General features: G+C 48.4%; 24 protein-coding genes. 7 read left to right on the top strand and 17 right to left on the bottom strand.

The window, feature by feature from the left end; translation table 11 throughout:
* Positions 1 to 159 precede the first annotated feature (159 nt).
* The 6 genes from CRG97_RS13190 to CRG97_RS13165 form a co-directional block, all read right to left on the bottom strand.
* Positions 160 to 1,329 carry a cell wall-binding repeat-containing protein gene (locus CRG97_RS13190; RefSeq protein ID WP_237566439.1) on the bottom strand — a complete coding sequence of 390 codons (1,170 nt, stop codon included), beginning with the start codon at positions 1,327 to 1,329 and terminating at the stop codon, positions 160 to 162.
* Between the two features lie 79 nt (positions 1,330 to 1,408).
* Positions 1,409 to 2,659 carry a DHH family phosphoesterase gene (locus CRG97_RS13185; RefSeq protein ID WP_098743421.1) on the bottom strand — a complete coding sequence of 417 codons (1,251 nt, stop codon included), beginning with the start codon at positions 2,657 to 2,659 and terminating at the stop codon, positions 1,409 to 1,411.
* Positions 2,660 to 2,829: 170 nt separating this feature from the next.
* Positions 2,830 to 3,168: an antibiotic biosynthesis monooxygenase gene (locus CRG97_RS13180; RefSeq protein WP_098743419.1), complete on the bottom strand. Its 339-nt coding sequence runs from the start codon at positions 3,166 to 3,168 to the stop codon at positions 2,830 to 2,832.
* 149 nt (positions 3,169 to 3,317) lie between these two features.
* Positions 3,318 to 3,764 carry a rhodanese-like domain-containing protein gene (locus CRG97_RS13175; RefSeq protein WP_237566379.1) on the bottom strand — a complete coding sequence of 149 codons (447 nt, stop codon included), beginning with the start codon at positions 3,762 to 3,764 and terminating at the stop codon, positions 3,318 to 3,320.
* Positions 3,765 to 3,834: 70 nt separating this feature from the next.
* Complete coding sequence (gene bioB / locus CRG97_RS13170) at positions 3,835 to 4,833, bottom strand: biotin synthase BioB (RefSeq protein ID WP_098743416.1); 999 nt, start codon at positions 4,831 to 4,833, stop codon at positions 3,835 to 3,837.
* A 201-nt stretch (positions 4,834 to 5,034) separates the two neighbouring features.
* On the bottom strand, positions 5,035 to 6,960 hold the full coding sequence (locus CRG97_RS13165; RefSeq protein ID WP_098743413.1) for an LTA synthase family protein: 1,926 nt from the start codon (positions 6,958 to 6,960) through the stop codon (positions 5,035 to 5,037).
* Positions 6,961 to 7,138: 178 nt separating this feature from the next.
* Here CRG97_RS13165 and CRG97_RS13160 point away from each other — a divergent pair, with 178 nt between their 5' ends.
* Positions 7,139 to 8,056, top strand: a complete 918-nt coding sequence (locus CRG97_RS13160; protein ID WP_098743411.1) for an NAD-dependent epimerase/dehydratase family protein — start codon at positions 7,139 to 7,141, stop codon at positions 8,054 to 8,056.
* Between the two features lie 129 nt (positions 8,057 to 8,185).
* Here the strand turns inward: CRG97_RS13160 and CRG97_RS13155 are convergent, their stop codons facing one another.
* The 4 genes from CRG97_RS13155 to CRG97_RS13140 all read right to left on the bottom strand — a co-directional run bounded on the left by CRG97_RS13155 (position 8,186) and on the right by CRG97_RS13140 (position 11,575).
* Entirely contained in the window at positions 8,186 to 8,512 is a 327-nt protein-coding gene (locus CRG97_RS13155; RefSeq protein WP_098743408.1) for an AzlD domain-containing protein, read from the bottom strand.
* On the bottom strand, positions 8,503 to 9,246 hold the full coding sequence (locus CRG97_RS13150) for an AzlC family ABC transporter permease (protein ID WP_098743405.1): 744 nt from the start codon (positions 9,244 to 9,246) through the stop codon (positions 8,503 to 8,505). Before CRG97_RS13150 ends, CRG97_RS13155 begins: the two co-directional genes overlap by 10 nt.
* A 161-nt stretch (positions 9,247 to 9,407) precedes the next feature.
* Positions 9,408 to 10,544, bottom strand: a complete 1,137-nt coding sequence (locus tag CRG97_RS13145) for an alcohol dehydrogenase catalytic domain-containing protein (RefSeq protein WP_098743403.1) — start codon at positions 10,542 to 10,544, stop codon at positions 9,408 to 9,410.
* A 113-nt stretch (positions 10,545 to 10,657) separates the two neighbouring features.
* Complete coding sequence (locus CRG97_RS13140) at positions 10,658 to 11,575, bottom strand: DMT family transporter (protein WP_098743399.1); 918 nt, start codon at positions 11,573 to 11,575, stop codon at positions 10,658 to 10,660.
* Between the two features lie 78 nt (positions 11,576 to 11,653).
* Between CRG97_RS13140 and CRG97_RS13135 the strand changes: the two genes are divergently transcribed.
* The gene (locus tag CRG97_RS13135) at positions 11,654 to 13,006 is read left to right on the top strand and encodes a TrkH family potassium uptake protein (protein WP_098743396.1); all 1,353 of its coding nucleotides are present in this window, start codon (positions 11,654 to 11,656) and stop codon (positions 13,004 to 13,006) included.
* Positions 13,007 to 13,120: 114 nt separating this feature from the next.
* Here CRG97_RS13135 and CRG97_RS13130 read toward each other — a convergent pair whose 3' ends face one another.
* Positions 13,121 to 13,396, bottom strand: a complete 276-nt coding sequence (locus CRG97_RS13130) for a hypothetical protein (RefSeq protein WP_071224350.1) — start codon at positions 13,394 to 13,396, stop codon at positions 13,121 to 13,123.
* A gap of 143 nt (positions 13,397 to 13,539) precedes the next feature.
* Here CRG97_RS13130 and CRG97_RS13125 point away from each other — a divergent pair, with 143 nt between their 5' ends.
* From CRG97_RS13125 to CRG97_RS13110, 4 genes are all read left to right on the top strand, one after another.
* Entirely contained in the window at positions 13,540 to 14,772 is a 1,233-nt protein-coding gene (locus tag CRG97_RS13125; protein ID WP_098743393.1) for an aminopeptidase, read from the top strand.
* Positions 14,773 to 14,939: 167 nt separating this feature from the next.
* The gene (locus CRG97_RS13120; protein ID WP_098743390.1) at positions 14,940 to 16,169 is read left to right on the top strand and encodes an aminopeptidase; all 1,230 of its coding nucleotides are present in this window, start codon (positions 14,940 to 14,942) and stop codon (positions 16,167 to 16,169) included.
* A 405-nt stretch (positions 16,170 to 16,574) separates the two neighbouring features.
* The gene (locus tag CRG97_RS13115; protein ID WP_098743387.1) at positions 16,575 to 17,165 is read left to right on the top strand and encodes an RNA polymerase sigma factor; all 591 of its coding nucleotides are present in this window, start codon (positions 16,575 to 16,577) and stop codon (positions 17,163 to 17,165) included.
* On the top strand, positions 17,143 to 17,955 hold the full coding sequence (locus CRG97_RS13110) for a DUF4367 domain-containing protein (protein ID WP_098743383.1): 813 nt from the start codon (positions 17,143 to 17,145) through the stop codon (positions 17,953 to 17,955). Before CRG97_RS13115 ends, CRG97_RS13110 begins: the two co-directional genes overlap by 23 nt.
* Positions 17,956 to 18,235: 280 nt before the next feature.
* Here CRG97_RS13110 and CRG97_RS13105 read toward each other — a convergent pair whose 3' ends face one another.
* The 5 genes from CRG97_RS13105 to CRG97_RS13085 form a co-directional block, all read right to left on the bottom strand.
* Positions 18,236 to 18,736 (bottom strand): hypothetical protein, encoded by a 501-nt coding sequence (locus CRG97_RS13105; RefSeq protein ID WP_237566378.1) that lies wholly within the window; start codon positions 18,734 to 18,736, stop codon positions 18,236 to 18,238.
* 159 nt (positions 18,737 to 18,895) lie between these two features.
* Positions 18,896 to 20,215 carry a hemolysin family protein gene (locus tag CRG97_RS13100; RefSeq protein ID WP_098743380.1) on the bottom strand — a complete coding sequence of 440 codons (1,320 nt, stop codon included), beginning with the start codon at positions 20,213 to 20,215 and terminating at the stop codon, positions 18,896 to 18,898.
* 444 nt (positions 20,216 to 20,659) lie between these two features.
* Complete coding sequence (gene gerQ, locus CRG97_RS13095) at positions 20,660 to 21,061, bottom strand: spore coat protein GerQ (RefSeq protein WP_481856198.1); 402 nt, start codon at positions 21,059 to 21,061, stop codon at positions 20,660 to 20,662.
* 88 nt (positions 21,062 to 21,149) lie between these two features.
* Positions 21,150 to 21,572, bottom strand: a complete 423-nt coding sequence (locus CRG97_RS13090; RefSeq protein WP_098743374.1) for a cell wall hydrolase — start codon at positions 21,570 to 21,572, stop codon at positions 21,150 to 21,152.
* A 134-nt stretch (positions 21,573 to 21,706) separates the two neighbouring features.
* Positions 21,707 to 24,388, bottom strand: coding sequence for a glycoside hydrolase family 78 protein (locus CRG97_RS13085; RefSeq protein ID WP_098743371.1), 2,682 nt, complete (start codon positions 24,386 to 24,388; stop codon positions 21,707 to 21,709).
* 204 nt (positions 24,389 to 24,592) lie between these two features.
* Between CRG97_RS13085 and CRG97_RS13080 the strand changes: the two genes are divergently transcribed.
* Positions 24,593 to 25,462, top strand: coding sequence for an AraC family transcriptional regulator (locus CRG97_RS13080; RefSeq protein WP_098743368.1), 870 nt, complete (start codon positions 24,593 to 24,595; stop codon positions 25,460 to 25,462).
* 43 nt (positions 25,463 to 25,505) lie between these two features.
* On the opposite strand, the gene CRG97_RS13075 is transcribed toward CRG97_RS13080, so the two are convergent.
* Complete coding sequence (locus CRG97_RS13075) at positions 25,506 to 26,321, bottom strand: NmrA family NAD(P)-binding protein (protein ID WP_098743365.1); 816 nt, start codon at positions 26,319 to 26,321, stop codon at positions 25,506 to 25,508.
* Positions 26,322 to 26,362: the final 41 nt, after the last annotated feature.

The following is a 26,362-nucleotide window of genomic DNA, read 5'->3' as shown; positions in this document are numbered from 1 at the left end:
CTCTCCGCTACGTTGTGCGGAAACATACTTTAGACAAACGAAAAGAAACCGTTTCTTGGTAAAATGGAAGTTCTACCCACCATTTACGAAAGGAACGGTTTATTTACATTCAATACACCATGGACCAACTTCACCTGCCAATGGACTTGGAGGACGACATTAGTCATGCCCTGCATCCATGTCCAGAATTTCATCAATCTCACTCTGGAGCTTCGTAGTCAGGGTCTGTTCATCTCCAATGATCCAGGCATGATTATAAGGAGCTTCCACCCGGGACGTGCCGCTCTGACGCCGTATCGATTCTACATACTTCGTAATGGAGCGTGGCACCCCGTCGCGGTCCGTAAACAATAAAGGTGCATGCTTACCCATATGGGATAATGGAGCGGCTGCAATGGGCAATACAGGCGAATCTGGTGTCGAGAACGAGAGACTGTAACCCGGCGATTGAATGCCCCAACCAAAGCCTGTTACGGGATCATTGAACTGTGCAAAATGTATGGCATTCTCGAATGGGTCATCCCCGGATATTCGCGTCACCTTCCCATATTGCCGCAGCTCGTCCTCGACTGCCCGGGATACCACCTTTTCGGGACCAATGATATAGATATTCGCTTTCCCTTTCCGCTTATGGAGCGCCTGTGCCGTCACTTCAGGCACATTCTTCTCGCGAACATACAGCATCGTTTCCGGCATATGGGCAATCCAGCTCACCGCAGGAAGCGTATAATCCGGACGATCCATCGATCCGACAATAACCGAGGTGGGTACAGATCCGGATACCTTAGCAGCGTATTCATCAATAGCGGCTGCTGCTTCTGCTGGCTCCCCGGCAGTAATGTGATCGGTCTTATATTCAAGCCCGTGAAGTTCCTTCATCACCCTATCCGAAATCGGGCCGACAGTAATAATCTCAATGCCCTTGTTATGCTCCGCTCCCCTTGGCTTCAGCCGTCTCAGCTCTTCCAGCGTCTCCTTGGGAATCCCCTCTTCTTCCACAAACAGTAGAGGCCCTTCGCTAAGCTGGGTCAGATCGACGCTAACAGCCGCAATGGACCATTGAGCCGAATCCACCAGAATCACCGTCTGCGGACGACTATGCTCATTCGTGGACTGCCACAGCGTCTTGGAGGTCAGTACAGCCGCACTTACAGGATCGGATGTATTCAATCGAATGGTGTTCTTCGTAGCGGACCAAGGTACAGGAACATCCTTCAGCAGCTCCTTGCTGTGAACAGCCGAGGGAATGGAGGGCTCGGAATGACTTTGAGTCTGACTCCATGCGAGGATGCCTGCCGTTAACAGGGCAAGAGCCCAGCCGGCGATCATTTTTTTCACCGTATATTCCTCCTGTCTCACAATAAAGCGTCTTTAGGATAGATCTCCTCCACCCTTGATGCTGTTAATTCTACAGATCTTCCATTAACTTCTCCTCATCCATATCCGGCGGTAGTCCCGGCCGGCCATTGGAACGGTTTCGCCTCCATTGTTCCTTCAGCATCTTCACAAACACGTCATCCCTGGAGAGCCAGGCCCCATACTGCCGCTTCATGTGCCGCTCCGCCTCCTCGAACGATCTGAACCGGAATGGGAGGGGTTCCCCGTTCCACTCGACAATCCATTCCCCGGCGTGGGCATAAACAAACAGCAGATCCTCACTCCAACTTTCGTAAAGAACGCCGGACTCCGTCCCCTTCATGTTGAACTGATTCCGTGAAGCGTCGAACCGGATCGGCTCCAGCTCAAACGGGTCAGCAGCAAATAATTGATACACTTCCTCGTTAATCGTGCACCCCGCTGCTTTGGGATGACCGCCTCCCCCGTATCGCATCGCGACTTCGGACACATCCACGTGATCATGAATCGTACGAAGGCTCATTTTCCTTCCCCCCATGTTCAAGATGGAAATGTAATCCAGGTGAGGATATGTCGTTCCCAGCTCGCTGGCAAGCTCAGAGTGATAGGATTCGGCATACACGATGCCTACGCAATGCTCCCCCACGAAGGTCTGAATGAGTTCCCGCTGCTTGCGGCGGATGTAACGATCGATTTTATTCTCTTCCATGTCCAATATTTTCTCTTCAAACTCATCAAAGAAGAAGCCCCCCTGCTCCCGCAGACGCTGCGTCATCTTGCTCTCAAATTCGTCAAGGGACAACATATAGAACAAATCATTCAGACGTTTAGCCTCAATCTTCTGATTCTCTTCCCATTCCCACGTATCATAGAGGCGGACCAGCTCTACGAATTCGTCCAGTGCTTCGCTTCTGCCCAGATGTCCATGCTCAATTAAATATTCATAGAATAGTGAGGTTGCCGATGCTAGGCGGCCGTCCCGATGCGTGACATCCACTTGCCCCCAGCTATATTCATTCAAGTGAAGAGCCGTTTTGTGGTGATCGATAAGCTGCACCTGCCCTCCCTCTTCAACAAACACGTTCAGTTCCTTCTCCATATCCGGAGCGACGGACAAATCCGTAATAAACAACACATCATACGGATTCTCCTGTACGGAAGTCCGGTTCAAATACCTTGCGACTTGCTGATTCAAACCGTGAATGGAGTTGTAACGGACATCAATTCCTTCGCCGAAAGCGCATTTGGCGATAATGCCGCAACCGACACCATCCAGATCATTATGGCTGTATAGATGATACATAGGTGACTTCCTCCAAACAGTAGGTGGAATGATTAGCTGATCCTGTCTTTCATCCCTTTACGGTTCCCTAAAATCTATCGCTTTAACCCCTGATAGCCCCATCCGACGTTACAATGGGACAAAAAAAGAAGCGACTTTAGCAGCCGCTTCTTTTTTGGATAATAAAGATATTATGCCTGTTGAACAGGTCTCGGTCCTTTGGATGCCATAATCTCATACATGCCGTGGCTGGAGCTAATCACATGCTCAGGCTGCGGCTTGCCGCGTTTATCACGATGTCCTTGAATATGTGCGGGACTGGTTTCCCAGCGTTTCCAAGCTTCTTTGGATTCCCAGCGAATCATGACGATGACTTCTTCCGTTTCGTCGGTACGCTTTGCATTCTTAACAAGGACATTCAGATCGATGAAACCTTCAATTTCTTCAATGGGTCCCGGTTTGCTAAAACGCTCAACAACCAAATTGGATGTGCCTGCTTTAACAATAATCGTTTTCGTCTCGATCAACATATTGAACGAACACTCCCTTAGCGAAAATAACCGTAAAATGAACGATATTCTTTCATTCTAAATGATAACGATTATCATTGTCAAATTTTATCCTTTCACCCGAAAACAAAAAAAATCTGACCAGCATGAGTCTGCTGATCAGATCATTATTAATTCAGTGAAACATGTTGCATGGAATTGCAAGCCGTGCAATCCTCCTGCAAATAAAAAAGCGAAGTAAAGCCAGCCTTCTTCAGCTTGCGAGCAGCCAGGATTCCATCCGAACGCTTCGGCGTTACAATGACCACGGAGTCATCGGGTCTGAGCTCCTGCTCCCACACATACGGCAATCTTCCGAGAGAGATGTTAATCGTCTCTTTCTGCGGACAGGCCATATATTCGGATACATCGCGTACATCGAGCACTTTTAGATTCGGACATTCCTTCTGAGCCTGTCGAAGTTCACTGCACTTCATGAACCGCAGGCCAGTTATAGGTACATACCTCCGGTAATATATACTGAATATAAATATAATCAGAGCGGCAGATGCAATCAGCACGCAGCATTCCCCCATCATTGTCAAGTGCATCAGCTTGATGCTTGGTGGAAAGAGCACGGGACATTCAACCCCCAGTCCCTACCCCTACGGGTATATAGTATGTGCTTCATGTCTAAATGTCAATACATCATGACAGAGCGCATTCCTCAATTTCAAAGCCCAGGTCTTCAATCAATCCCCAGTCTGCGGTATGTGCCTGGCCTTCTGTCGTTAAATAATCGCCGATGAAAATCGAGTTGGCTGCATATAACCCCAGCGGCTGCAAGGAGCGCAGATTCACTTCGCGTCCCCCTGCAATTCGAATCTCTTTCGTGGGGTTAACAAACCGCATCATGGCAAGAATCTTCAAACACATCGTCGGGGTCAATTCCTTGCGCCCTTCAAGCGGAGTGCCTTCAATCGCATTCAAAAAATTGCAAGGAATCGAATCCGCTCCAAGCGATTTCAGAGCAAACGCAATCTCCACCCGTTCTTCCAGGCTCTCGCCCATTCCGAAGATAGCTCCGGAACAAGGGGACATTCCGGAAGAGCTTGCCTGCTTCACGGTATCTAACCGATCATCGTATGTATGCGTGGTCGTAATCTGTTCATAGTTATCTTTGGAAGTATTCAAATTATGGTTATATCGATGCACACCGGCATCGGCGAGCTTACGTGCATGGTCCTCATTCAAAAAACCCAGGCAACAGCACACCTTCAGCTGAGTAGTCTGTGTAATCTCCTTCACCGCTGCGACTACATGATCAATCTCTCGATTGGTAGGACGGCGACCGGAAGCCACGATGCAGTAGGTGCCCGCCTTTCGGCGAATCGACTCACGCGCGCCTTCGAGAATTTTGTCTTTGGTAAGCCAGGCATATTTATCGATAGGCGCTTCCGAAACAATGGATTGGGAGCAGTATCCGCAATCTTCAGGACACAGACCGGACTTGGCGTTTACAATCATGTTCAGCTTGACCTTATTTCCGTAATACTCGCGGCGGATGCGATATGCAGCCTGCATAACCGTCAGCAGTTCCTGATCCTCGCTGCATAGAATTGCCAAAGCCTCAATCGGCGTAATATCATGCCCTTGCACAACATGGTCAGCCAGCGTCGCCCAATCATAATGGATTTGAGTCGTCATATCTTCATTCTCCCTCTCCGTTTTTAATGTCAACCATTTTTATATATAATAAGGTTAACAATATGGGTAATAATAGCACAGATGACGAAACAGAGGCAATCCTCCATCGCAGCTTTTGCACAAGAAAAAAAGGACTGCATTATCCATGCCTGCGTCAGGCTGGATGAAACAATCCTCTTTCTCGTTAACCACTCATTGACTTTATGGCGCTCGCTTGGGCAGCATTTTCACATATTCATCGGACAGCTTCATTAACTGCAGAATATAATCATAATCGCTGCGATACTGCGTGATGTCCGTTACGGGCTCGAGCGTCTTCAAGGATACCGCCGTGCCGTCCTCAAACCCGTCCCCAGGCACAAACAGAATGTCATTATTAAAGAAAGACCCTGTCGGTAAATAATATCTCATCCCGATTACATTGCGGTCCACATTCAGCAGGTCATGGCCAAATGCGTTAAAACCTTCATCGTCCAGCGATATACCTAAAAGGTTAGCGACGGTTGGCAGAATATCGACCTGACCCCCCACCTGCTCGATAACCTTTCCTTCCTTCATCCCGGGTACATGAATGACAAGCGGGATGTTAAATCGGCTGACCCGCTCATGGTAAGGAATCCCTAACGTTGACGAGATCATATTGGCGTCCGCTTCTGCCGGATTGATCCCGAAGTGATCCCCGTACACAACCAGTACGGTATCCTCCCACAACCCGTTCTGCTTCAGACGATCAACCAGCGTTCCGAGTGCATAATCAGAATAATTCACCGACTTCAGGTAATTCCCCAGATGGGTCCCTTCCAGCTCAGCCGGCAGGGTGATCTTCGTGAATTCATCCTTCACATGGTATGGAGAATGGTTGGATACCGTGATGTAATGGGCATAGGTAGGCTTGTTCTGCTGTTGATTCTCCAGCAGCTTGTCCACGCCGACACGGAACAACTCTTCATCGGAAGGTCCAAATTCATTGAAGTTATCATTCGTGAAGTACGGCTTGTCGTAATAATGCTGAAAATCAAGTGCCGGGTACAGTTTGCTTCGATCCCAGAACTTCACATCATTCACGTGGAATGTCGTAGTAATATACCCGTGCTTGTTCAAGAGCCGCGGCAGACCCGGCAGCTCTTTATTTCCGAACCCGGTGGACATCGCCACCGTTCCGGTCGGATAAATCGATGTATTGACCGCAAACTCGGCATCGGAAGTGTTGCCTTGCCCGATCTGTTGGAAGATATGCGGGAAATATAGGCCGCCATCCGCAAGCTGGTTCATCACCGGTGTCAGCTCCTGACCATTCAGGGATTGACCCACCGGAAAGTTCTGCAGCGATTCCATCTGAACGATGATCAGATTTTTGCCTTTGGCAGCGCCGAAGTAGTCCGGCTTGTCCTTTGCTTCCTTAACGTAAGGATAGGTCGCCAGCAGCTGCTGGGACCGCAGAATGGTGTCCTGCAGACTCCCTTCGGCCAGGGCACGATTCTCCTGCGAATTCCGGATCACGGCCGATACCTGATAATTCATAAAGCCCATCTGCTCCGCTCGCACGATTTCATTCTCGATTCCCCATTCTTTATGGATGATAAGTCCGGACAGAACACCCGTAATGACCAGCACAACTGTCATGGAGATGCGCCACTTCATTCCAGGTCTGCGCGAATAGGATGCGGAATAACTGGAACGGACTCCACCAAAGTGCAATCCTCTTCGTGAGCGCGAACGAATTTTTCGAACCGCCCATATGACCAATAGGACTAGCAGGTCCAGGAAGAAGAGAAAGTGCTCCGGTTCTAACAAAGCCGTAATGCTGGCTCTTACCTGGTTTACTTGACCGATACCCGCAAGCGCGGTATACGTCGGTATGGAGCCAAAATGAACGTTATAAACCGCTGACGCAAACATGATAAAAGATAATACGACATCTAGGATCACATAGACCATCTTTTTCCCTCTTACCGGCAGGATCAGCTCCAGTAAGCTAATCAGGACCAATAGAGATAGCGCGTCGGTAAGCACCTTACCCCATACGACCCCATTAAACAGAAACACTCTTAGAAGGATCAACTTCAATAAGAGCGTCAAAAAAACGAGTATGCTTAATTTCAACCTTTGTTCAAGGTAGCGTTCCATTTTCCATTCCCTCTTTTGTGTAAATATAATGTTAAATTGCAGTTTCCATTATAACAGGAATGTAAACGTCAATCTAATCTGCCCATTCCTTCGCCCCCCCTGTCAATTGTCCAATGCACGAACCTCCCGTATCACGTAGGATAAAGCATTCCAATCAAAAGGCTGGAGGGTTTACGACATGAAGATGGTTGTAACCGGCGGAGCGGGCTTTATCGGCTCCCACCTGGTGAACAGACTCGTTAATCAAGGTTATGAAGTCCATGTGATTGATAACCTGACAACCGGAGATCCGGGTCGCCTTCACAGCGAGGCGATTTTACATGTAGCCGATGTCAACAGTCAGCAGACAACAGCGTATATTTCTGTACTGAAACCGGACGTTGTGTTTCACTTGGCGGCACAGGCCAACGTGCAGCAGTCGATCAAGGAGCCTGGGCTTGATGCGGATGCGAATGTCATGGGCACCATCAATATACTTGAAGCTTGCCGCATGGCTGGCGTTCGTAAAATTGTGTTTGCTTCGACATCAGGCGTATATGGAGACCTGGAGAAATCTCAGCTAACGGAGGATGATCCGGTTAATCCGATCTCCTTCTATGGACTTTCCAAGGTGGCAGGCGAGCAATATATCCGTTTATACCACCGCTTCTTCGGCCTGCAGTACACCATTCTTCGTTATGGGAATGTCTACGGTCCGGGTCAGACTACGAAGGGGGAAGGCGGCGTTGTGGCGGTATTTGGTGATCGCCTGCGTAAAGGGATACCGTTTCGTATATACGGTGATGGCGAACAAACCCGGGATTTCATTTATGTTAAGGATGTGGTTGAAGCAAACCTCGCCTCCATCCAACACGGGGATGAGAGCGTTCTTCATGTTAGCACCGGCACCGGTCATACCGTCAATTCACTCGTCGATCACATCAGCAGGCTGCATCCTGACCGCATTGATGTCAACTATCTGCCTGCGAAGAACGGCGATATTCGGCATAGCTGCCTGAATAATGAGAGAACCCGGGCATTGCTGCAGTGGAGCCCGTTTTTTAGCCTGGAAGAAGGAATGGAAGAAACCTACCGCCACTGGCTTCGCACATCCTAGTTTCCCAAATGAACGGTAGCAAATGAACATAGAAACAGCCATATTCCTCGTCATTCCAAGGAATATGGCTGTTTTTAATCGTTCCGGTTAGGGATACGAAAAACATTCCAAACATAGCGCTTCGTTTTGTCAGAAAAACAGGCGGAGTCCCACCAAAGTCAGGATCCCGACGATGACGGTGGCAAACAGGCTTTTCGTGAGAAAAGCGGTGAGGAAAGCGGGCACGGCCGCAATCAATTCGAGTGTATGCCCACCTGGATCTACACGTCCATCCGATAGGAGCAGCTCCTGGGCTAGCAGCGCTCCCATGACGGCAATCGGTACATGATTGAGCCACCGGATCATCATCTCTGGAATGCGGAGCTTGCTTAGGATCATAAGCGGCAAAACCCTTGGAATGAGGGTTACGACAGCACAACCGATAATCAGTATGGCGATATGCCATCTTATTTCCATCGTTCGATCACCATCCCTGCAGTAGCCGCAACCATAATTGCGACAATCACCGCCGCGCTTCCCGGCAGAATCGTACTGACTGCTACCACCGAAACGGCGGCAATCATAACCACCATGAAGTCCAGCTTATACTTCTTCCGGCTGATCCATTGCAGAGCCAGCAATCCAATAAACATCCCGGGCAATGCAAAATCCAGGCCAAACTTCTCCGGATCCGGAATCCACTCCCCGACTAGCCCCCCCGCTACGTTGGCTGCACACCAGAACAGATACGCCGTGATATTCAGGCCGACCATCCATTGATAGCCGAGTCTCTTCTGCTCGGTGGCCTTGGCTGCCGCAACACCAAATGTCTCGTCAGTTAACAGGGAGCCGATAAAGAAGCTTTTTCCCGAGGAAAGCCCTTTAAAGTACGGGGCAATCGCGGCGCTTAACAGCAGATGCCTGGCATTAACAAAAAATATCGTAACAATGATCGATAGGATCGGGCTAGCAGCCGCTATCATCCCTGCAGCAATAAATTGCCCGGAGCCCGCATAGAGCAGCAGCGAAATGAGCGCAATCTCGAGCAGGCTGAAACCTGCTGTGCGCTCGACAACACCTGCCGCAAAACCGATGCTCAGGTAGCCCAGGAGGGTTGGAATACAATCTTTGAAGCCTTGAAGATAGGTGTTTCCCTGGCTTCCTTGGTTTCCCTCTATACCTGCGGGAAGCCGTTCTGACTTGGTGCTCATCTGTGTTCGATTCCTCTCTTACTCTACAATTCTATTTTTAATTACTATGAATTCTTCCTGCTGCCTTGTCAACGCTGTTATACCGTTTTTCCATCAAAAAAGCGTCCCGGGAATGCTCCTCATTCGCCAAGAACGCTTCTTCTTTCGGTTTATTTGGCTGCTTAAGGTTTCAGGATGACTTTGATACAGCCATCCTTTCGTTCATTGAAGATATCGTAGCCATGGGCAGCCTTCTCCATCGGGAGCCGGTGTGTGATGATATCCGAAGGATCTACAGTCCCCTCTTTCAACATTTGATATAGGTGCGGCATGTAATGAATGACCGGTGCCAGCCCCATTTTTAACATAATATTGCGTTCGAACAGCTCTCCCAGCGGAAATGCATTATAAACAAGCCCATACACGCCGGTTAGCTGGATGGTCCCGTATTTACGAACCATACTCACAGCCATGCGGAAAGCACCCAATGAGCCTCCCTGCAGCCTCAGCATGCTGCCCAGCATTTCAGCAGGGGTCCGTTTGGCGTCCAGACCTACACAATCAATGACAACATCTGCGCCGCCCTTGGTGATCTCTTGGATATAATGCTCGATTTCGGGGATTTTCTCAAAATTGTAGGTTTCCACAAGATTGCTCCGTTTCGCATGCGCCAGCCTGTAATCCACATGATCAATCGCAATCACCCGCTTCGCGCCTTTTAGCCAGGCAAACTTCTGCGTCAGCAATCCAATCGGACCGCTGCCCAGAACAATCACGACATCGCCCGGTTTAACCCCTCCGTTCTCCACGCTCCAGATGGCTGTGGGCAGCGCATCGGAGAGCATGAGCAGCTTCTCATCTTCCATCTCGGCGTCCTCAGGAATAACAAAGGGCATGGAATTTCCGTAAGGGACACGCAACAGCTCTGCTTGGGCACCTTGAAAACCGCCGAACGCATCACTATATCCAAAAAAACCGCCGGTATTCTTGGCTTCATTCGCATAATCGCATTGGCTCTCCATGTGATTCTGGCAGAAGAGGCATTTTCCGCAAGATATGATAAAAGGAATAATTACACGGTCACCCACTTTGACCCTGCTTACTTCCGAACCTGCATCCACAACGATTCCCAAAGGCTCATGGCCGATAATGTAATCATCGGTCAGCTGTTTTAATCCACCGTTATATAAATGCAAATCCGATCCGCAGATGGCCGTGGTGGTGACTCGGATCAGGACATCCTCGCTGTGCTGAAGGACGGCGTCCTTCATCTCCTTCACTTGGATCCGATGTCTGCCTTGATAAGTGACTGCTTTCACGCACGAAACCCCTTTTCGAGTCAACATCCATTTTTGTAAGGATTTTACTTTTTAGGATCAGTGTACGCAAATTCAATCATAACTACTCCGCCAGGGCAAAAATAACGCGAAGTTCACCCCAGCGCTTCGGGTTGAATGTCTACAGGCTGCTTTTTTGATTTCCCGACTTTCAAGAATAATACCAGCCCTAACAGCACAAGCGCTCCCCCTGCCGCCTGCAGGGAACTCATCGACTCATTCAACAGGAGAAAAGCCAGTACACTCGCTCCAACCGGCTCTCCGAGAACGCTCATTGATACGGTTGAGGCTGTGGCATAATTCATCAACCAGTTAAATAGCAGATGACCGAATACCGTTGGCACGACAGCCAGTAAGGCAAATATCCCCCACTCTCGTCCGGAATACCCCGTCATTGGAATGTTCATGCCCACGTTATAAACCGCCAATACGGACGCCGCTACCGCAAAGACAAGCCAGCTGTATAGGAATGACGGCAGACGCCGTAGCAGCAATTGACCCAGCAGCATATGGACGGCAACCGCAGCCGTCCCCAGCAAAGACATGATATCACCTGTCAAATGCCCCTTGCTCCCACTAAGCCCACTGCTTCCAATGAGAAGGAAGACGCCGAGAAAGGCGATGGCCATGCCTCTGATCGCCGCCAGCGATGTTTTCTCCTTAAACCAGAAGTAAGCACCCATCATCACGAATACCGGCTGAAGAGCAAGGATAATCGTGGAGCTGGCTACGCTCGTCCACTTCAAGGAGCCCATCCATAACAAAAAATGCAGAGCCAGCATCGCTCCGGATAGAAGGAGCAGCAGCAGATCTGTTCGCTTCAGCGATTTGATATCCGGCACGTATTTTCCCGCGAAGGGCAGCATGATCAGGAACGTGATCACCAGTCTGTACATCGCTTGAATGGATACGGGGCTGCTGGACCATTTTACAAAAATCGAGGAAAAAGAAATAGCTATGATGCCGATAAATAGAGGAATAAATACGGGAATCGGTGCTCGGTTCGAATTCATGATGGTTAAATGATTCACCTTTCGTGTTATATTAGAGAATGATTTTAAAATTATAACATTCGGAAAAGGATAATTGGCATGAAAAAGAAAGACCTTCGCAACCAAATGACCCCTCCCAAATTTCTGGCGATCGGCTTTGCCTCGATTACACTGATCGGGACATTCCTGCTTAAACTTCCCATCGCTACGGCAGACGGGAGCTCTACCTCGATTGTAGATGCTCTATTCACAGCGGTTTCCGCCATCAGTGTAACGGGTTTAACCGTTGTGGATACAGGGACTCATTGGTCCATGTTTGGACAAATTGTTATGCTCATGCTCGTTCAGCTTGGCGGATTGGGCTTTATGACCTCAGCCACCTGGATTGCATTGATGTTCAATCGCAGAATCTCGCTTCGCGAGCGCATGATCCTTCAGGCAGCGATGGGACAATACCAAATTCAAGGGATTGTGGATCTCATCCGCAGAGTGCTCATATACGCTCTGATCATTGAGGGCGTAGGCGCGTTGCTGCTGACGCTCAGGTTCTCTGCCATTATGCCGCTTGCAGATGCGGCTTACTTCGGCATATTTCAGAGCATTTCCATATTCAACAATGCAGGCTTTGACCTCTTTGGCCAAATTCACGGACCCTTCTCAGGGTTTGCAACCTATGTAGCGGATCCTTTTGTCAATATAATCATTATGTTCTTGATCTTCCTTGGGGGAATCGGCTTCATCGTCATCTTTGATCTTATTGAATACCCGAAGTGCAAGAAACTGTCTCTTCACTCCAAGGTTGTATTAACCGTGACGTCACTGTTAATCGTAATCGGGGCTGTCATGATCTTTATTCTGGAGCACGGCAATCCCAAAACCTTAGGGCCGCTCTCGTACCCGGTAAAAATCATGGCTTCCCTATTCCAATCGATCACTCCTCGTTCCGGTGGCGTCAGCACTTTGGACATCGCGAGTCTGGAGCAATCCTCCCAGTTCTTCATGATTATCCTGATGTTCATCGGGGCAGCTCCCGGATCAACAGGAGGCGGAATTAAGGTGACTACTTTCGCCGTACTCATTGGTGCCGTCGTTACGATGATCCAGGGAAAACGTGATGTTGTTCTCTATCGCAATCGAATCTCCCAAGCCCTGGTTTACCGTTCCATTACGCTGACGATACTATCGTTGCTGCTGTTGGTAGGAGCTTCCATGTTTCTGTCCGTTACGGAATCTGGCGAATTCTTAAGAATTCTGTTCGAAGCCGTATCCGCGTTCGGTACAGCCGGGTTATCCATGGGACTTACAACCGAGCTGTCCGGTGTTGGCAAGGTCACCATTGCCCTGCTCATGTTCCTTGGTCGCTTAGGTCCGTTAACCCTTGCTTACGCGCTTAGCCGCAAGAATAATAAAGAACTGTACCGCCATCCGGAAGGCCGAATTACGATAGGGTAAGTTGTTCATACCCGCTGAAAACTTATAGATTCTATAACCTTAAACAAACCGTACCCTTCCCTTCCATGGGAGGTGTACGGTTTGTTTTCATTGGAATCCATTTTGATTCGTCTTTTATTCGCCGAACTCACTAGCATCGATGGCTGCATCCAGCAAATCATCAAACAACTCGTTGTCGGCTTCAATCCGCTCGTCAATCTGAAGAAACTGCTCCTCGATTCCCGGCTCGCCAGCGAAGTTCAGGCTGTAGTCCCAGTCCCGGCCATTCTTGCTCAGGAATGTGATCTCGTAGGCTGATGCATGTCCATCTATAGAAAATACGGTATATCCTACGAACTGATCGCTATCATCCCGCTTCATATCCGCACGCTCGATTCGGACTTCTGACACGTTTCCACGCTCCTTCATTACATTGTAAAGCACTCACAAGACTCAGTATATCACTTTTCTTGGCAGCTGATTATTGTTTTTCTTATGCGGCTTGATCTAGTATAATATGGGTTGGTAAATTAAATTGCATTGGAGGGTACCAAATGTCCGATTTCAATACATACTTGGACAAATATGCCGAGTTGGCTGTAAAGGTTGGAGTTAACATACAGGAAGGACAAACTTTAGTGGTTCATGCTCCTGTTGATTCCGCCGAGTTCACTCGCTTGATTGCCAAAAAGGCATACGAAGCGGGTGCCCGCCTGGTCAAGATCCTGTGGACCGACGAAATGATAACAAGACTTCAATTCGAAAAGGCTGCGGATGATGTCTTTACCGAAGCCCCAAAATGGTATGCCGGTGAAATGACGGAATTGGTGGAGAACGGCGCAGCCATTCTGCATGTGCTTGCCGAAAATCCCGATTTGCTCAGCGGCATTGATTCCGAGCGTATCGGAAACTTCTACAAAGCGCGCGGCGAGGCATTAAAGCAATACCGTGCCTATCAGCAGTCCGACAAGTTTAGCTGGTGCCTGATCGCAGTTCCTTCGGCATCTTGGGCTGCCAAGGTATTCGCGGATGCGCCGGAGTCCGAGCAGGTTGGAAAATTATGGGATGCCATTTTCCACACCGTACGCGTGGACCAGGATAACCCGGTGGAAGCCTGGAACAAGCACCTCAAAGTGCTTGAAGCGAAATCCTCCGTGCTGAACGCTAAGAAATACAAGAAACTCCACTATATCGCACCGGGAACCGATCTTACCATCGAGCTGCCGGAAGGACATATTTGGGCACAAGGCGACAGCATTAACGAGCGAGGACATTCCTTTGTGGCCAACATGCCAACAGAAGAAGTATTTACCGCTCCTCTCAAAACAGGCGTCAACGGAACCGTGCATAGTACGAAGCCATTGAGTTATGCCGGTAACATCGTGAACAATTTCTCCCTTACTTTTGAAAAAGGTAAAGTAGTCAGCTTCACGGCAGAGCAAGGTTATGAGACCCTTGAGCGTCTCCTGAGCATGGATGAAGGTGCCCGTTATCTTGGAGAAGTGGCGCTTGTGCCGCATCAATCTCCGATCTCGGAGTCAAACATCCTGTATTACAATACGTTGTTTGACGAGAATGCTTCCAACCACCTTGCCCTCGGAAGTGCATATGCTTTCTGCTTAGAAGGCGGAAAAGATATGAATCAGGAGCAATTGATTCAGAACGGTCTCAATACGAGCGTAACCCATGTTGATTTCATGATCGGCTCCGGCGAAATGGATATTTACGGAGTGACGGCAGATGGCAAGGAAGAACCAGTATTCCTGAAAGGAAACTGGGCATTTTAAGAAACGATACAGAATAAGCAGCTATTTCTTATGAAGTAGCTGCTTTCTTTGAAATTTTGCGGCCATTAATTGACCTGAGGTTGATTTACAAACAGAAAAATTGTGGGATAATTAAGAAATCGCATGAGATTACTTATAGTTAGCATTAAAGAAATGGAGGGGCTGTCATGTCCAACTTTGAACAAAAATTGGAACGCTATGCGGAGCTTGCAGTCAAGGTGGGTGCCAATGTGCAGCCGGGACAAACGCTGGTTGTTAACGCAATGATCGATGCCGCGCCGCTAGTACGTCTTATCGTGAAGAAAGCTTATGAAACGGGCGCCAAGCAAGTTAAGGTGAATTACAGTGATGAGGTTGTGAACCGGATACGGTATGATCTGGCACCAGACGAAGCTTTTCTGGAGCCGCCGACATATTATGCGGAGGAAGTAACCGAGCTTGCCGAGCAAGGAGCTGCTTTCTTGACAATTCTCTCCTCGAACCCGGACCTGCTCAAAGGCGTGGATCCAGAGCGTATTTCCAATTACCAGCGTACATATGGCGCAGCCATGGCGAAATACCGGCAGTATCAGCAAGCCGATAAAATGAGCTGGACCGGCATTGCCTACGCTTCCCCTGATTGGGCTGCCAAGGTCTTCCCTGACGTTCCGGCCGAGCAGCAGGTGGACAAAATGTGGGACGCGATTTTCCACGCCGTTCGTGCGGATCTCGAAGATCCCATTGGTGCATGGGAAGAGCATATCACGACCCTCCAGCACAAATCGGATGAGCTCAATGCCAAGAAGTATCATAAGCTCCGCTTCACTTCACCGGGAACGGATCTTACGATCGAGCTTCCGGAGGGGCATATTTGGGCCCAGGCGGGCAGCCACAACGAGAAAGGCGAGCGGTTCGTTGCCAACATTCCGACGGAGGAAGTATTCACCGCTCCGCTCAAAACAGGCGTGAACGGCACGGTACGCAGCACGAAGCCTTTGAGCTACGGCGGCAACATCATCGACAATTTCTCGATTACGTTCGAGAATGGTCGCATCGTTGATTTCTCCGCGGAACAGGGCGAGGATACCTTAACCCGCCTGATCTCCATGGATGAAGGCTCGCATTATCTTGGCGAGGTTGCGCTTGTGCCTTATCGCTCTCCGATCTCGGAAAGCGGCATCTTGTATTACAACACGCTGTTTGACGAAAATGCCTCCTGTCACCTGGCCATCGGCAGCGCGTATGCCTTTAACCTTGAAGGCGGCAAGACCATGACGTCCGAACAGCTTCAAGCAAGCGGTCTGAACACCAGCATTACCCACGTCGACTTCATGATGGGCTCCAAAGAGCTTAATATTACCGGAATCACTCATGATGGCACGGAGGAACCCGTATTCATCGACGGGAATTGGGCTTAAACCGCTGCAATTCCGCTATTCGTAAAACAGACACATCCGCAATGAGATCGTAGCGCTGTAACAGAGCGGCCTTTAAATTCAGAGGCCGCTCTGTTTTTTTATTCATAGTGGAATTTCTAGTCCCTTCCCTCCCTTCCCTTCCCTTCCCGATGCAACTTCAAGCCTATTTCGATTAATACCGATAGGTTGCCGAGCATATGATGAAGAGATGGACGCATGTCTATGACTTGCCATTTTAACTCATAAGCTAAAGCACTTCAAACACATGACTTCATAAGGATAGACCCATTTTGCGGAAACAGTCTTCAGAGCCCCCTGTTATTAGAATTAGTAGGGCTTTTTTACCCGATATGTTGTAAAATGATGAGAGAAATAGGATGGTTACACCAGAGAGGGGATTATCGCGTGTCCAACCGATTACAGCTCCTCCTTGCAGCAGATTTCGCTGATCTGAGCGAACCTATTCAGGAAGAAATCTATTATGAATTTTATGACCTCGTTTATGGACAGATACTGTATGTCGTACGGGATCATGCTGCTGTTGAGGATATCATTCAGGAGTCCTTTATAAAAGTGATCACTAGTAAGCCGAATTTTGAAACGGAAAGCAAGATGCGGGGATGGCTCCGAGTCGTCGCCAAAAACTCAACGATGAATTATTTAAGAAAAAATAAAAAATACCGTAACCAAGTGGATGTCGAGAGTGTTTTTATTAATGAAGAGGACGTGGCAGTTTCTTCCACAAACGTGGAACATCAGGTGGAGTCGAATATGCTGGAGGAATCCATCGAGCATTACCTCGACCAATTGAAGCCTGAATACAAGCTATTGATTGAGTACCGTTGGAAGCATAGTCTGACGTACAGGGAAATCGCAGAGCTGCTGAATACTCGCGAAGAGATCGTGAAGCAGCGCTTGTTTCGAGCCAGAGAATCCGTAAAAAAAATGCTGTATAGAGAGTGGGGTGAATTGGATGAGCAACGAAAAATACGATGATTGGTTTGACGAGGCCTTTGACGAAGCCTTTGATCGTGCAGCATCACGTTCCTCACTCCCTACTGACAACGAGTCCAAACGACAATCCTGGCAGCAGGTCAAGCAACAAATCAATCAGGCTAACAAAAAGAAACAGCGTCGACACAGATTTCAGTTAGCCGGAGTCATCGCCGCATCGATGGCCTTTGGTGCGTTGATATTCTCTCCATCCTCTGTAACTCAAGCGGTAACACCGGTTTATCAGGAGATCAAGGATTGGGGAAATGGTGTGGTTACTCAAATATTCGGTATGCGAGAGCCTGTTGATGAGGGCAAGGCATTAACCGCTCCCCCACCGGAACAAGGAATAGAGCCAGAAGAGTATGTACCGCCAGCTGAATTAGTGGACACCGAATATGTTCCTTTCACAGATACCGATGAATCTCTGACAGAATCGCAAAAACGTGCCGTTTTTAAAATACCAAAGATCAATTATCTTCCGGAAGATTACAAATTCCATGAGGCTACCGCATTAACAACGGAGGAAAATCCAGTTGTTGACGAGCTTCATCTTCATTATAAAAATTCGGATGATAAGTTTTTCTATATTGATCTCATCGGGATGCAACTTGGCAAAATGATCAATCTCAATGGGGATATCAAGAAGACTATTGTGCTTGAATCCGGAGCGAAAGCCTATTTAACCGAAAATAACCTTCGCTTCTTATACGATAATGATCAAGTAGTTGTATCCATTAGCGGCTTCTTTACTGAAGAAGAACTCACAAAAATTGCAAACAGCATACAATGATTTTTAGATAATCTAAAAAAGAACTGGCTGTCCCAAAGTATATTATTTCTTTGAAAAATAGCCTGGATCTATCATTTATGCACCGTAAAAAGGTCGAAGACAGGCTCAAATTGAGGGCTGGTCTTCGACCTTTTTGTTTTATGGTTGTCCACATGAGCAGATTATAAAGCCATCGATGGGTGAGACGATTCTTCACGGAGCGTCTTTCAACGAAAAAAAAGAAAATGCCCCGCAAGATCTATGATCTTTTGGGGCACTCCTTTATAAATCCGTATTCGAATTATAGCTCCACCAAAACCGAACTCGTGTGATAAGTCCCTTCTTCATATGTACCGCTCTCATTGACCCAGTGAATCGTCTTAGCTCGATAATAATAACCCGCCTGCACATTGAAAGTTTTGCTTCCGCTCAGCGAGGCCTTATTCGTTCCGTTATCGTATGAAGCTCCCGCATCAACCCAAGCAGAGCCCGTCCAGCGTTGAAGAACATAATTGATTCCCAGAGAATCAACAGCTTGAGAAGCACTGGTAGTACCGCTTATGCCTACTTGAGTACTGCTTACTTTCCCAATTGAAGAAAAATAATTCATCAAATATTTATTGGCTAAAATGTTGATAGAAGAGTTCAGATTCATTTCCACCGGAGGCGGAGTGGTTAAAGCACCGGGTGCAATGTCTGCAGCGGAATCCGCGTATGCCCCTCCCGCTAGAGATAAACTTAGTAGAACACTGACTGCAAGCGCTGAAGCTATACGTTTAGGACTGCGTACTTTTGACATCATATCACCTTTCTTTCAATATATTAGGAACATCCATATTTTAACACATGATTTCGACACAAAAGTATCTAATTTTTCACAGTTTGATATAATTATTGAAACTTCTTTGCAAATAAAAAGAAGTAGCGGCATAATATGTCGCTACTTCTTCTAATATCCAGTTTACGCGCCTGCTTCTTCCTGAATCAGCTGCTGCTGCTGTCTGATCAGACGAATCCGCGAAATCCGTTTATTCTCGGTCTCCTCAATCACAAAGCGATAATCCTCATACATGACAGATTGACCTTTATGTGGGAGCAGCACCTCAAGACGTGAGGACAGCCATCCACCGATAGTATCATAGTCTTCTGTATCCACGTTCAGACCAAATTGGTCATTAATTTCATCGATCAGCATCAATCCATCAATGGAGTATTCATCCTCCCCCACCTTTTCAATACCCGGGCGCTCTTCGTCAAACTCATCTTGAATTTCACCGACGATTTCTTCCATAATGTCCTCCAGGGTTACGAGTCCTGAAGTCCCGCCGTATTCATCAATAAGAATGGCAATTTGCGTCTTGCTCCGCTGCATTCTTCGCAGCAGATCACTGATCTTGATCGACTCAGGAACAGCAATGATCGGGCGAATCAAGGAAAGCTGGTCATGAACGAATCCGCGCATCAGATCTTTAATGTGAATAAAGCCAATGATATGATCCTTGTCTTCGTCACAGATTGGATAACGGGTTCGCATCCCCTCGCTTGCGATCTTCAGATTTTCTTCCAATGAAAGATTGTTGTATAAGCAGATCATTTCTGTTCTGGGGATCATGATCTCCCTTGCCGTCGTATCGGCAAATTCAAAAATGTTGTCTACCAATACCATATCCGTGCTATCCATCAGGCCGCTCTCACTGCTCTCTTTCATCATATCCCGCAGTTCTTCCTCGGTATGCACATTCCGTTCAACCACCGGTTGCATCCGGAATAGGCGGAGAACGTTATTGGAGAGCCCATTGGCAAACCAGATAAACGGGAACATGATGGTGTAAAAAACCCGCAGTGGACCTGCTGATAGCAACGTTATTTGTTCCGCTTTACGAACAGCCACCGTCTTAGGCGCCAATGCACCAAATACAATGTGCATGAGTGCAATCAGGATAAAGGCTAATACCAAGGACACGACATGAACAGCTGTATTGCTCCAGCCAATGCCATTAAACCAAGGCGTAATCATGGCGGATATCGTTCTTTCGCCGATCCATCCGAGTCCAATGGACACGATGGTAATACCTAACTGGCATGCGGATATATATCCGTCCAGGTTCTTCAGTATGTTCTGCGCAAATTTTGCACGTCTATGTCCTTCTTCGACCAGAGCGTCAATGCGGCTGCTTTTCACTTTAACGAAAGCTAATTCAGCCGATACAAAAAATCCATTTAACAGGACGAGAATCAATACCAAGGTTAAACTAATCAAACTCGGTAAGGGGTCACTCAATCGATCTCCTACCCGCCATACAGCATGCTATGACGAATAGGAACACCTCCTTCGGTTATTAAAAATGTGTGGTGCCATCAAGCATAACAACGTGTTCGGACTACGCATCAACTTCCCAATGGTCTCATCTCCTTATCTTATTCCGACTTCATCAAGCTATATAAGTAATTATATAGTACTACGATACACAGTCAAACGTTGTCTTATGACATTAATCAGCGTTGTTATAAGCTTTAATTTGATTCTCAGCCGTTAGCACTCGTTTTTCGATGAATTGATATATTCTATGAATAAACATTCAAAATGTTAATAGAATACGATATATTCACGCACCTAAACGGAAAAAAATCGCATAACACTGAATATTTGCCATCTGAAACATAATGAAATAACCCCCGTCTACACCTAAGTAAACGAAGGTTATTATGCATTTGCTGCTAGAAATTATCTTCCTGTTGGAGGCGGGTTGCCGATAACGCCCGGATATTGGTATTGAAGCGGCTCGTCGAACACGACATAATCCAGGTTCACCATCAGTAGAATGATACGGCGTCCTGTCGTCCGTTCGCTGATGATAATATGATCGCGTCCGGCGGCTTCGATAACACCCGTGAACACTTTGGCATTCCATTGCGAGTTGTTTTCATACGTCATGTAGAAGGTTCCCTGTTTGCCCAGGTTCAGTCGAAGAATATTCTCGACGTAAGATTGTTCGAATTGCGGCGGTGCCGGAACAACGGTGCCTCCCGGCGTCATTGGGCTTCCGCTGGGCACCTGCGGTGGAACGTTCGCCGTATAACCAGCCGTCCCGCGGTTCGGCACTCCCGGATAACGGACTCCATTCATGAAATTCACAGGCGGCACACCTTGATTGTACATAAGTAATTTCCTCCTTTAATTTATATCTCCCGCTTAAGCGGTTGTATAACATGAATCAAAAAACGGACGGGCAATCGGCATATGTCGGGGTGAAGAAACAGTGTGCTTTGAATCGGCCTGTGTTCTGCTGATTGTACCAGGTTGCCGGGCAATCCCCTGCCGGGCGGAAAAACCACAGCGCGTTGCTGGCCGGCCATATGCGCTCCCCATTGATCACCCTTTGGGCAAGCTGACGATCCCGATCCCTGGCCCGTTGATAAAAATAGCCTTTCTGTGTTGCTTCAAAACCACCCGGGCTCTGAAAAACCATATCGTTCATGTTGCGGATATTTCGAAAATCCAGGCAGTTGCCCATTATCCGATTCACGCCGACATTCCCGACCATGAGCATGCCCTGCTCGCCTTCACCTTCTGCCTCTGCGCGGATCAATCTTGCCAGAAGATCCACATCATTCGAATTTGTTTTGATGACTGCCACAGAGTTCCCCTCGCTTCCTTAAGATCACTTTGTATTTGTATGTGCATTCGCCCATAAATGTGACTATGTAAGAAGAAAAAAAGTTCCTTACCGTAATTCAACACGGTAAGGAACTTTAGCTCCCTGCATACTCATTACTTCACTGCGTGATAGGAATAAATATATCTGAACGCATACTCTCCTGAGCCCACTTGAATCACAACACCTGCTCCCCCATCACGCATAGAATGAATCCCGCTCGCTTGGTCTAGAGCTATCGCCTCTCCTTCTGTAACGCTTGAGGCATCAGAAGCGCCCGGCAGACGGATTTCCGCCGTTGTATTTGGCGGGATGGTTACCTCCAATTGAAACTCTCCACTTTCCATTCTCCAGCTTGACCGGACGGTTCCGTACAGCGTATCGATCTTGCCTTCAGCCCACGTCAATCCTTCGCCCGGCACAGGCGCAATCACAATATGTTTATAACCCGGCGCTTCCTCTACGGTTTGGATGCCGGCAACCGTACGATACAGCCACTCGCCAATGGCTCCGTATGCATAATGATTAAACGAATTCATGTCACGGCTCCAGAAGCTGCCATCTTCCTTAATACCGTCCCAATGCTCCCATATCGTGGTAGCGCCTTTCGTAACCGGATACAGCCAAGATGGATAGTCCCGTTGCAGCAGCAGCTTATATGCCGCGTCATGCATGCCATGCCGGCTTAATACATGGTTCATATAGGGTGTGCCCACGAAGCCTGTCGTTAGATGAAATCTACTTTCCTCCAGCAGCGAATAGAGACGTTTCGCTGCCCGTTTTTCTGCCTCTTCATCCAGCAAGCCAAACATGAGCGCAAGCACATGCGCGGTCTGTGTCGCTGCCGCGAGCCTTCCGGACGGGGTCACGAATTCGTTACGAAATGCAGCGACAACCCGTTCCTTAAGCATGGCATACGCGGCCGCATCCTTTTCTTGTCCCAATACGACGGCCGTTTTCCTAAGCAGCTCTACCGAATAACAATAGAACGCCGACGCTATGAAATCCCGCTCTGTAGCACCCACATAGTCGCCGGATTTAGCATCCAGCCCCAACCAATCGCCAAAATGAAAGCCGGTATTCCACAAATATTCATTTTCCCCTTGAGCCTGAATGTAGGAGACCCAGCTCTTCATGCTCTCATATTGACGCTCCAATATCCGTCGATCGCCATAATTGACATATACCGTCCACGGGCATATGACTGCTGCATCTCCCCATGCGGCCGAAGCATATGCTTCATCGCCAAGCACATGCGGGACAACGAATGGAACGGCTCCGTCATCGCGCTGTTCTGCAGCCAGATCCGATAACCATTTTGTGAAGAAAGGTGCTACATTGGCAAGATAGGCCGCCGTCCCAATAAACATCTGTGCATCACCGGTCCAGCCAAGCCGCTCATCACGCTGCGGGCAATCCGTGGGCACATCCAGGAAATTCCCCTTGAGTCCCCATCGAATGTTGCTCTGCAATTGATTCACCATGGGTTCCGAGCATTGGAATGTCCCGGTCTCTTCAAAATCCGAATGAAGCACAACCGCTTCGAAAGCCCCCCGGTCCAGCTGCTCCTCTGTGAAACCGTCTAAACGCACATATCGGAAGCCTTGGAACGTAAAATGAGGCTCATAGGTTTCTTTTCCGCCGCCTTTTAACGTGTACTGAATCGTTTGTTTAGCGGTTCTGAGGTTCTCCGTATAAAAGTTACCATCGGAATCTAGTATCTCCGCATGCTGCAGCGTCACCACGGTGCCCTTCGCACCGGACACGCTAAATCGGACCCAGCCCACCAAATTCTGTCCGAAGTCGATGACGGTTTCACCTTGTGGTGTGGTCAGACATCCAACGGGCCGCACCGTTTGAACGGCTCTGACGGGCTCGTTAATCTGAGGTTTCAGTTTCTCGTAACCGTGATCGATCAACTCGACACCGTGCCAATCACTTGCGTTATAATCTTCCGAACTGAACCCTTCCAGCTCCAGCCGCGCATCGTAGGTTTCACCATGGTAGAGTTCCGACATCTGTATCGGGCCTTTGGCCGACTGCCAGCTTGAATCGGTTGCAATTACTTCTTCGCTCCCGTCTGCATACGTAATATGTAGCTCCAGCAGAAGTCCTAAACGCTCTCCATAGATCGCACTCCGATCCTCCCATGCCAATTGTCCCTTGTACCAGCCATTTCCGAGCCAAGCGCCGATCGCGTTTTGGCCTGAATGCAGCATCTCCGTCACGTCATAGGTCTGTGTCTGAATCGTATGATCGTAACTTGTCCAACCGGGCGTGAAATAACAATCTCCCACCCGCTTTCCGTTCAGCTCCAGTTCATAAAGGCCTAAGGCCGAGGCGTATATTCTTGCCTTCGCAATGGGCGACTTTAAGCTGAAGCTCTTGCGAAGCAGCGGTAGATGCGCAGAGTCAGTAGGCAGCAAAGACCTAGGTGCCGAAATCCATTTCCCTACCCATTTCTCTCCTTGCAGTTTCCCCATCTCCCAATAGGCTGCATCCGACCATTCCGATACTTCCCCGGCTTGATTCCATGCGCGGACTCGATAAGTATAGCGCTTACAAGACGATAAACTCCATTCGCTTAATTCCACATGAACCGATTGCGATGAAGCCACTTTCCCTGAGGTCCAAAGGGGCTTGGCAAAGGTATCGTCATTCGAAACCTCAATCTCATAGGCCGTTTGACTGACTGCTCTTTCGTCCGAGACCAACTTCCAACAAAAACGCGGGTGCTTCTCGCCGATTCCTATCGGATTATGCTGATACTCACATCGTAGATCCGTTACGCTGAACATAGAACATTCCTCCGTTCACCTTCATTAAGGGTTAGCCCAACTATCATGTTTTATAGGTCGCAACCCGGGATATGCTCTTCCCTAACCGTATCTATTTCAACTATTATTATAAGTGAACCTGAACGTGGAATTATGGGGATAACGGACAATTCGATGTGGCATAACAGACATCTATCCTACGATTAATGATAAGGAGCATGTACGATGAAACGACCGATGGAAACCTATTACGGAGATACCTTTTTCCAGGACGACACCTTGATGTATGTGAATCGCAACGTGGAGAATTTTACAGGCTCTTACCATAACCATGATTTTCTGGAGATTGCATATATTGCGGAGGGTGAAGGCTTTCATCACCTGGAGAACTCGGTACAGCGCGTACGCAAAGGTCAAATGTTCTATATACCACTCGGAATGCCTCACGTATTTAGACCCACCGCTGCGAACGGGAAACCGCTCATTGTGAACAATTGCATATTCTCCGTACAGCTGCTGCCCAAACTGATTGCTTTTGCATCGGGTTCGGATACGGCACCCTTTTTGAAACGTATGGAAGATGGATCCCTTGGGTACCACGCGATTATGGACCGTCATGATCGCTTCGAGAGGCTCTTTGGCTCCCTCTATGAACAAAATGCCATGCCAGGCAGCGGTTCTGCCGTTTATCTGCACACGCTGCTGCTACAGCTAATCATAGAGTTCAACCGGGCCATTGAACATTCACAACCCATGACATCAGAGCCTCAACACCACTCCTTTCATGATATTCTTCAATACGTGGAGGGGCAGTACATGCAAGAGCTCACTTTGACGCAGCTTGCACAGATCAGCGGATTCAGCGAACGCCACCTGCAGCGGTTATTCCGCCGGTATACAGGCCAGAGCTGGCATCACTATCTGCAGACCGTACGCATTCGAATGAGCCGCGAGCTGCTGCGCACCACCCCCGACAAAATCAGTACAATTGCCGAGAAGGTCGGTTATAAGGACATGCATTCTTTCCATTCGGTGTTTAAGCGGAATACAGGGCTCACGCCTGGTCAATACCGGAGCGATGTTCAGCATCATTGATAAACGACCGCACGCTCCAGCAAATAGTGAATTCCTTTTCTTATCATTTGAAGTATCTTGCGTGCTCTTCCGCCCACTCGGCAAACGTTCTTGCAGGATGTCCTGTTATTTGTTCAACCGTTTGATTGACGGTGTATGCTTCGATCGGTGGATTCTTGTACCAGTTGATAACGTAATCGATGACGCCCTTATCAACCCCAAGTTCGGCCATTCGTTTGCGCTCCTGCTCTTCGGTTAACTGAATAAACTTTACATCTTTACCGATAAAGTGACTAAGAATCTGCACCTTGTCAGGAACCGTTAGCGCCTCGGGACCGGTTAGGGGATAAATTTTGCCCGCATGGACGTCCTCCGACAGGACAACTGCAGCCACCCGTCCGATATCCCGCTCATGGATCGAAGCATTTAACGAATCATCAAACATATCTCGTACAACACCCTCCGTTCGTATCGATTCTCTCCAGTTCATAACATTGGACATGTAATCTACCGGCTGCAGCTGTGTCCATTCCAGACTACTCGATTCTAGTGCTTCCTCCACCGTCCCTTTCTTTCCGTCCCACAGTACGCTGACGCGCCTTACTCCGGCAGCCTCCGCGATTCGAATAATCTCCTCCCCTGTCGTAAGCGGGACGTAGCCTGCTCCTGTCGTGATTAAATGGATGCCGGTCACACCCCGTAATGCTGGAACCAGCGTGTCGGGGTTACTCAGATCACCGGCAACCACTTCTACGCCAGCAGGTAATCTGGATGATGCCGGATATCGGCTGAGCGCCCTGACGCGATGTCCAGTCCTTAGCAGCTCATTCACAACATGACGACCAACTTTTCCTGTCGCACCTGTAACTAATATTGTCATTGTTTATTCCTCCTTTTTAGCAATTACAAGCCTACAGGGGT

This window comes from Paenibacillus sp. EZ-K15 (genome assembly GCF_002573715.1).
Classification (GTDB): domain Bacteria; phylum Bacillota; class Bacilli; order Paenibacillales; family Paenibacillaceae; genus Paenibacillus_AQ.
This window is presented reverse-complemented; position numbering and strand designations above follow the sequence as displayed.

Excerpts from the sequence above, each read along its gene's own strand:
- CRG97_RS13120 (WP_098743390.1), top strand. The coding sequence starts at position 14,940 with ATGTCCAACTTTGAACAAAAATTGGAACGCTATGCGGAGCTTGCAGTC.
- CRG97_RS13165 (WP_098743413.1), bottom strand. The coding sequence starts at position 6,960 with ATGGAACGCTACCTTGAACAAAGGTTGAAATTAAGCATACTCGTTTTT.
- CRG97_RS13185 (WP_098743421.1), bottom strand. The coding sequence starts at position 2,659 with ATGTATCATCTATACAGCCATAATGATCTGGATGGTGTCGGTTGCGGC.
- CRG97_RS13180 (WP_098743419.1), bottom strand. The coding sequence starts at position 3,168 with ATGTTGATCGAGACGAAAACGATTATTGTTAAAGCAGGCACATCCAAT.
- CRG97_RS13110 (WP_098743383.1), top strand. The coding sequence starts at position 17,143 with ATGAGCAACGAAAAATACGATGATTGGTTTGACGAGGCCTTTGACGAA.
- CRG97_RS13135 (WP_098743396.1), top strand. The coding sequence starts at position 11,654 with ATGAAAAAGAAAGACCTTCGCAACCAAATGACCCCTCCCAAATTTCTG.
- CRG97_RS13105 (WP_237566378.1), bottom strand. The coding sequence starts at position 18,736 with ATGATGTCAAAAGTACGCAGTCCTAAACGTATAGCTTCAGCGCTTGCA.
- gerQ (WP_481856198.1), bottom strand. The coding sequence starts at position 21,061 with ATGAATGGAGTCCGTTATCCGGGAGTGCCGAACCGCGGGACGGCTGGT.
- CRG97_RS13080 (WP_098743368.1), top strand. The coding sequence starts at position 24,593 with ATGAAACGACCGATGGAAACCTATTACGGAGATACCTTTTTCCAGGAC.
- CRG97_RS13190 (WP_237566439.1), bottom strand. The coding sequence starts at position 1,329 with ATGATCGCCGGCTGGGCTCTTGCCCTGTTAACGGCAGGCATCCTCGCA.
- CRG97_RS13150 (WP_098743405.1), bottom strand. The coding sequence starts at position 9,246 with ATGAGCACCAAGTCAGAACGGCTTCCCGCAGGTATAGAGGGAAACCAA.
- bioB (WP_098743416.1), bottom strand. The coding sequence starts at position 4,833 with ATGACGACTCAAATCCATTATGATTGGGCGACGCTGGCTGACCATGTT.
- CRG97_RS13075 (WP_098743365.1), bottom strand. The coding sequence starts at position 26,321 with ATGACAATATTAGTTACAGGTGCGACAGGAAAAGTTGGTCGTCATGTT.
- CRG97_RS13155 (WP_098743408.1), bottom strand. The coding sequence starts at position 8,512 with ATGGAAATAAGATGGCATATCGCCATACTGATTATCGGTTGTGCTGTC.
- CRG97_RS13160 (WP_098743411.1), top strand. The coding sequence starts at position 7,139 with ATGAAGATGGTTGTAACCGGCGGAGCGGGCTTTATCGGCTCCCACCTG.
- CRG97_RS13140 (WP_098743399.1), bottom strand. The coding sequence starts at position 11,575 with ATGAATTCGAACCGAGCACCGATTCCCGTATTTATTCCTCTATTTATC.
- CRG97_RS13085 (WP_098743371.1), bottom strand. The coding sequence starts at position 24,388 with ATGTTCAGCGTAACGGATCTACGATGTGAGTATCAGCATAATCCGATA.
- CRG97_RS13125 (WP_098743393.1), top strand. The coding sequence starts at position 13,540 with ATGTCCGATTTCAATACATACTTGGACAAATATGCCGAGTTGGCTGTA.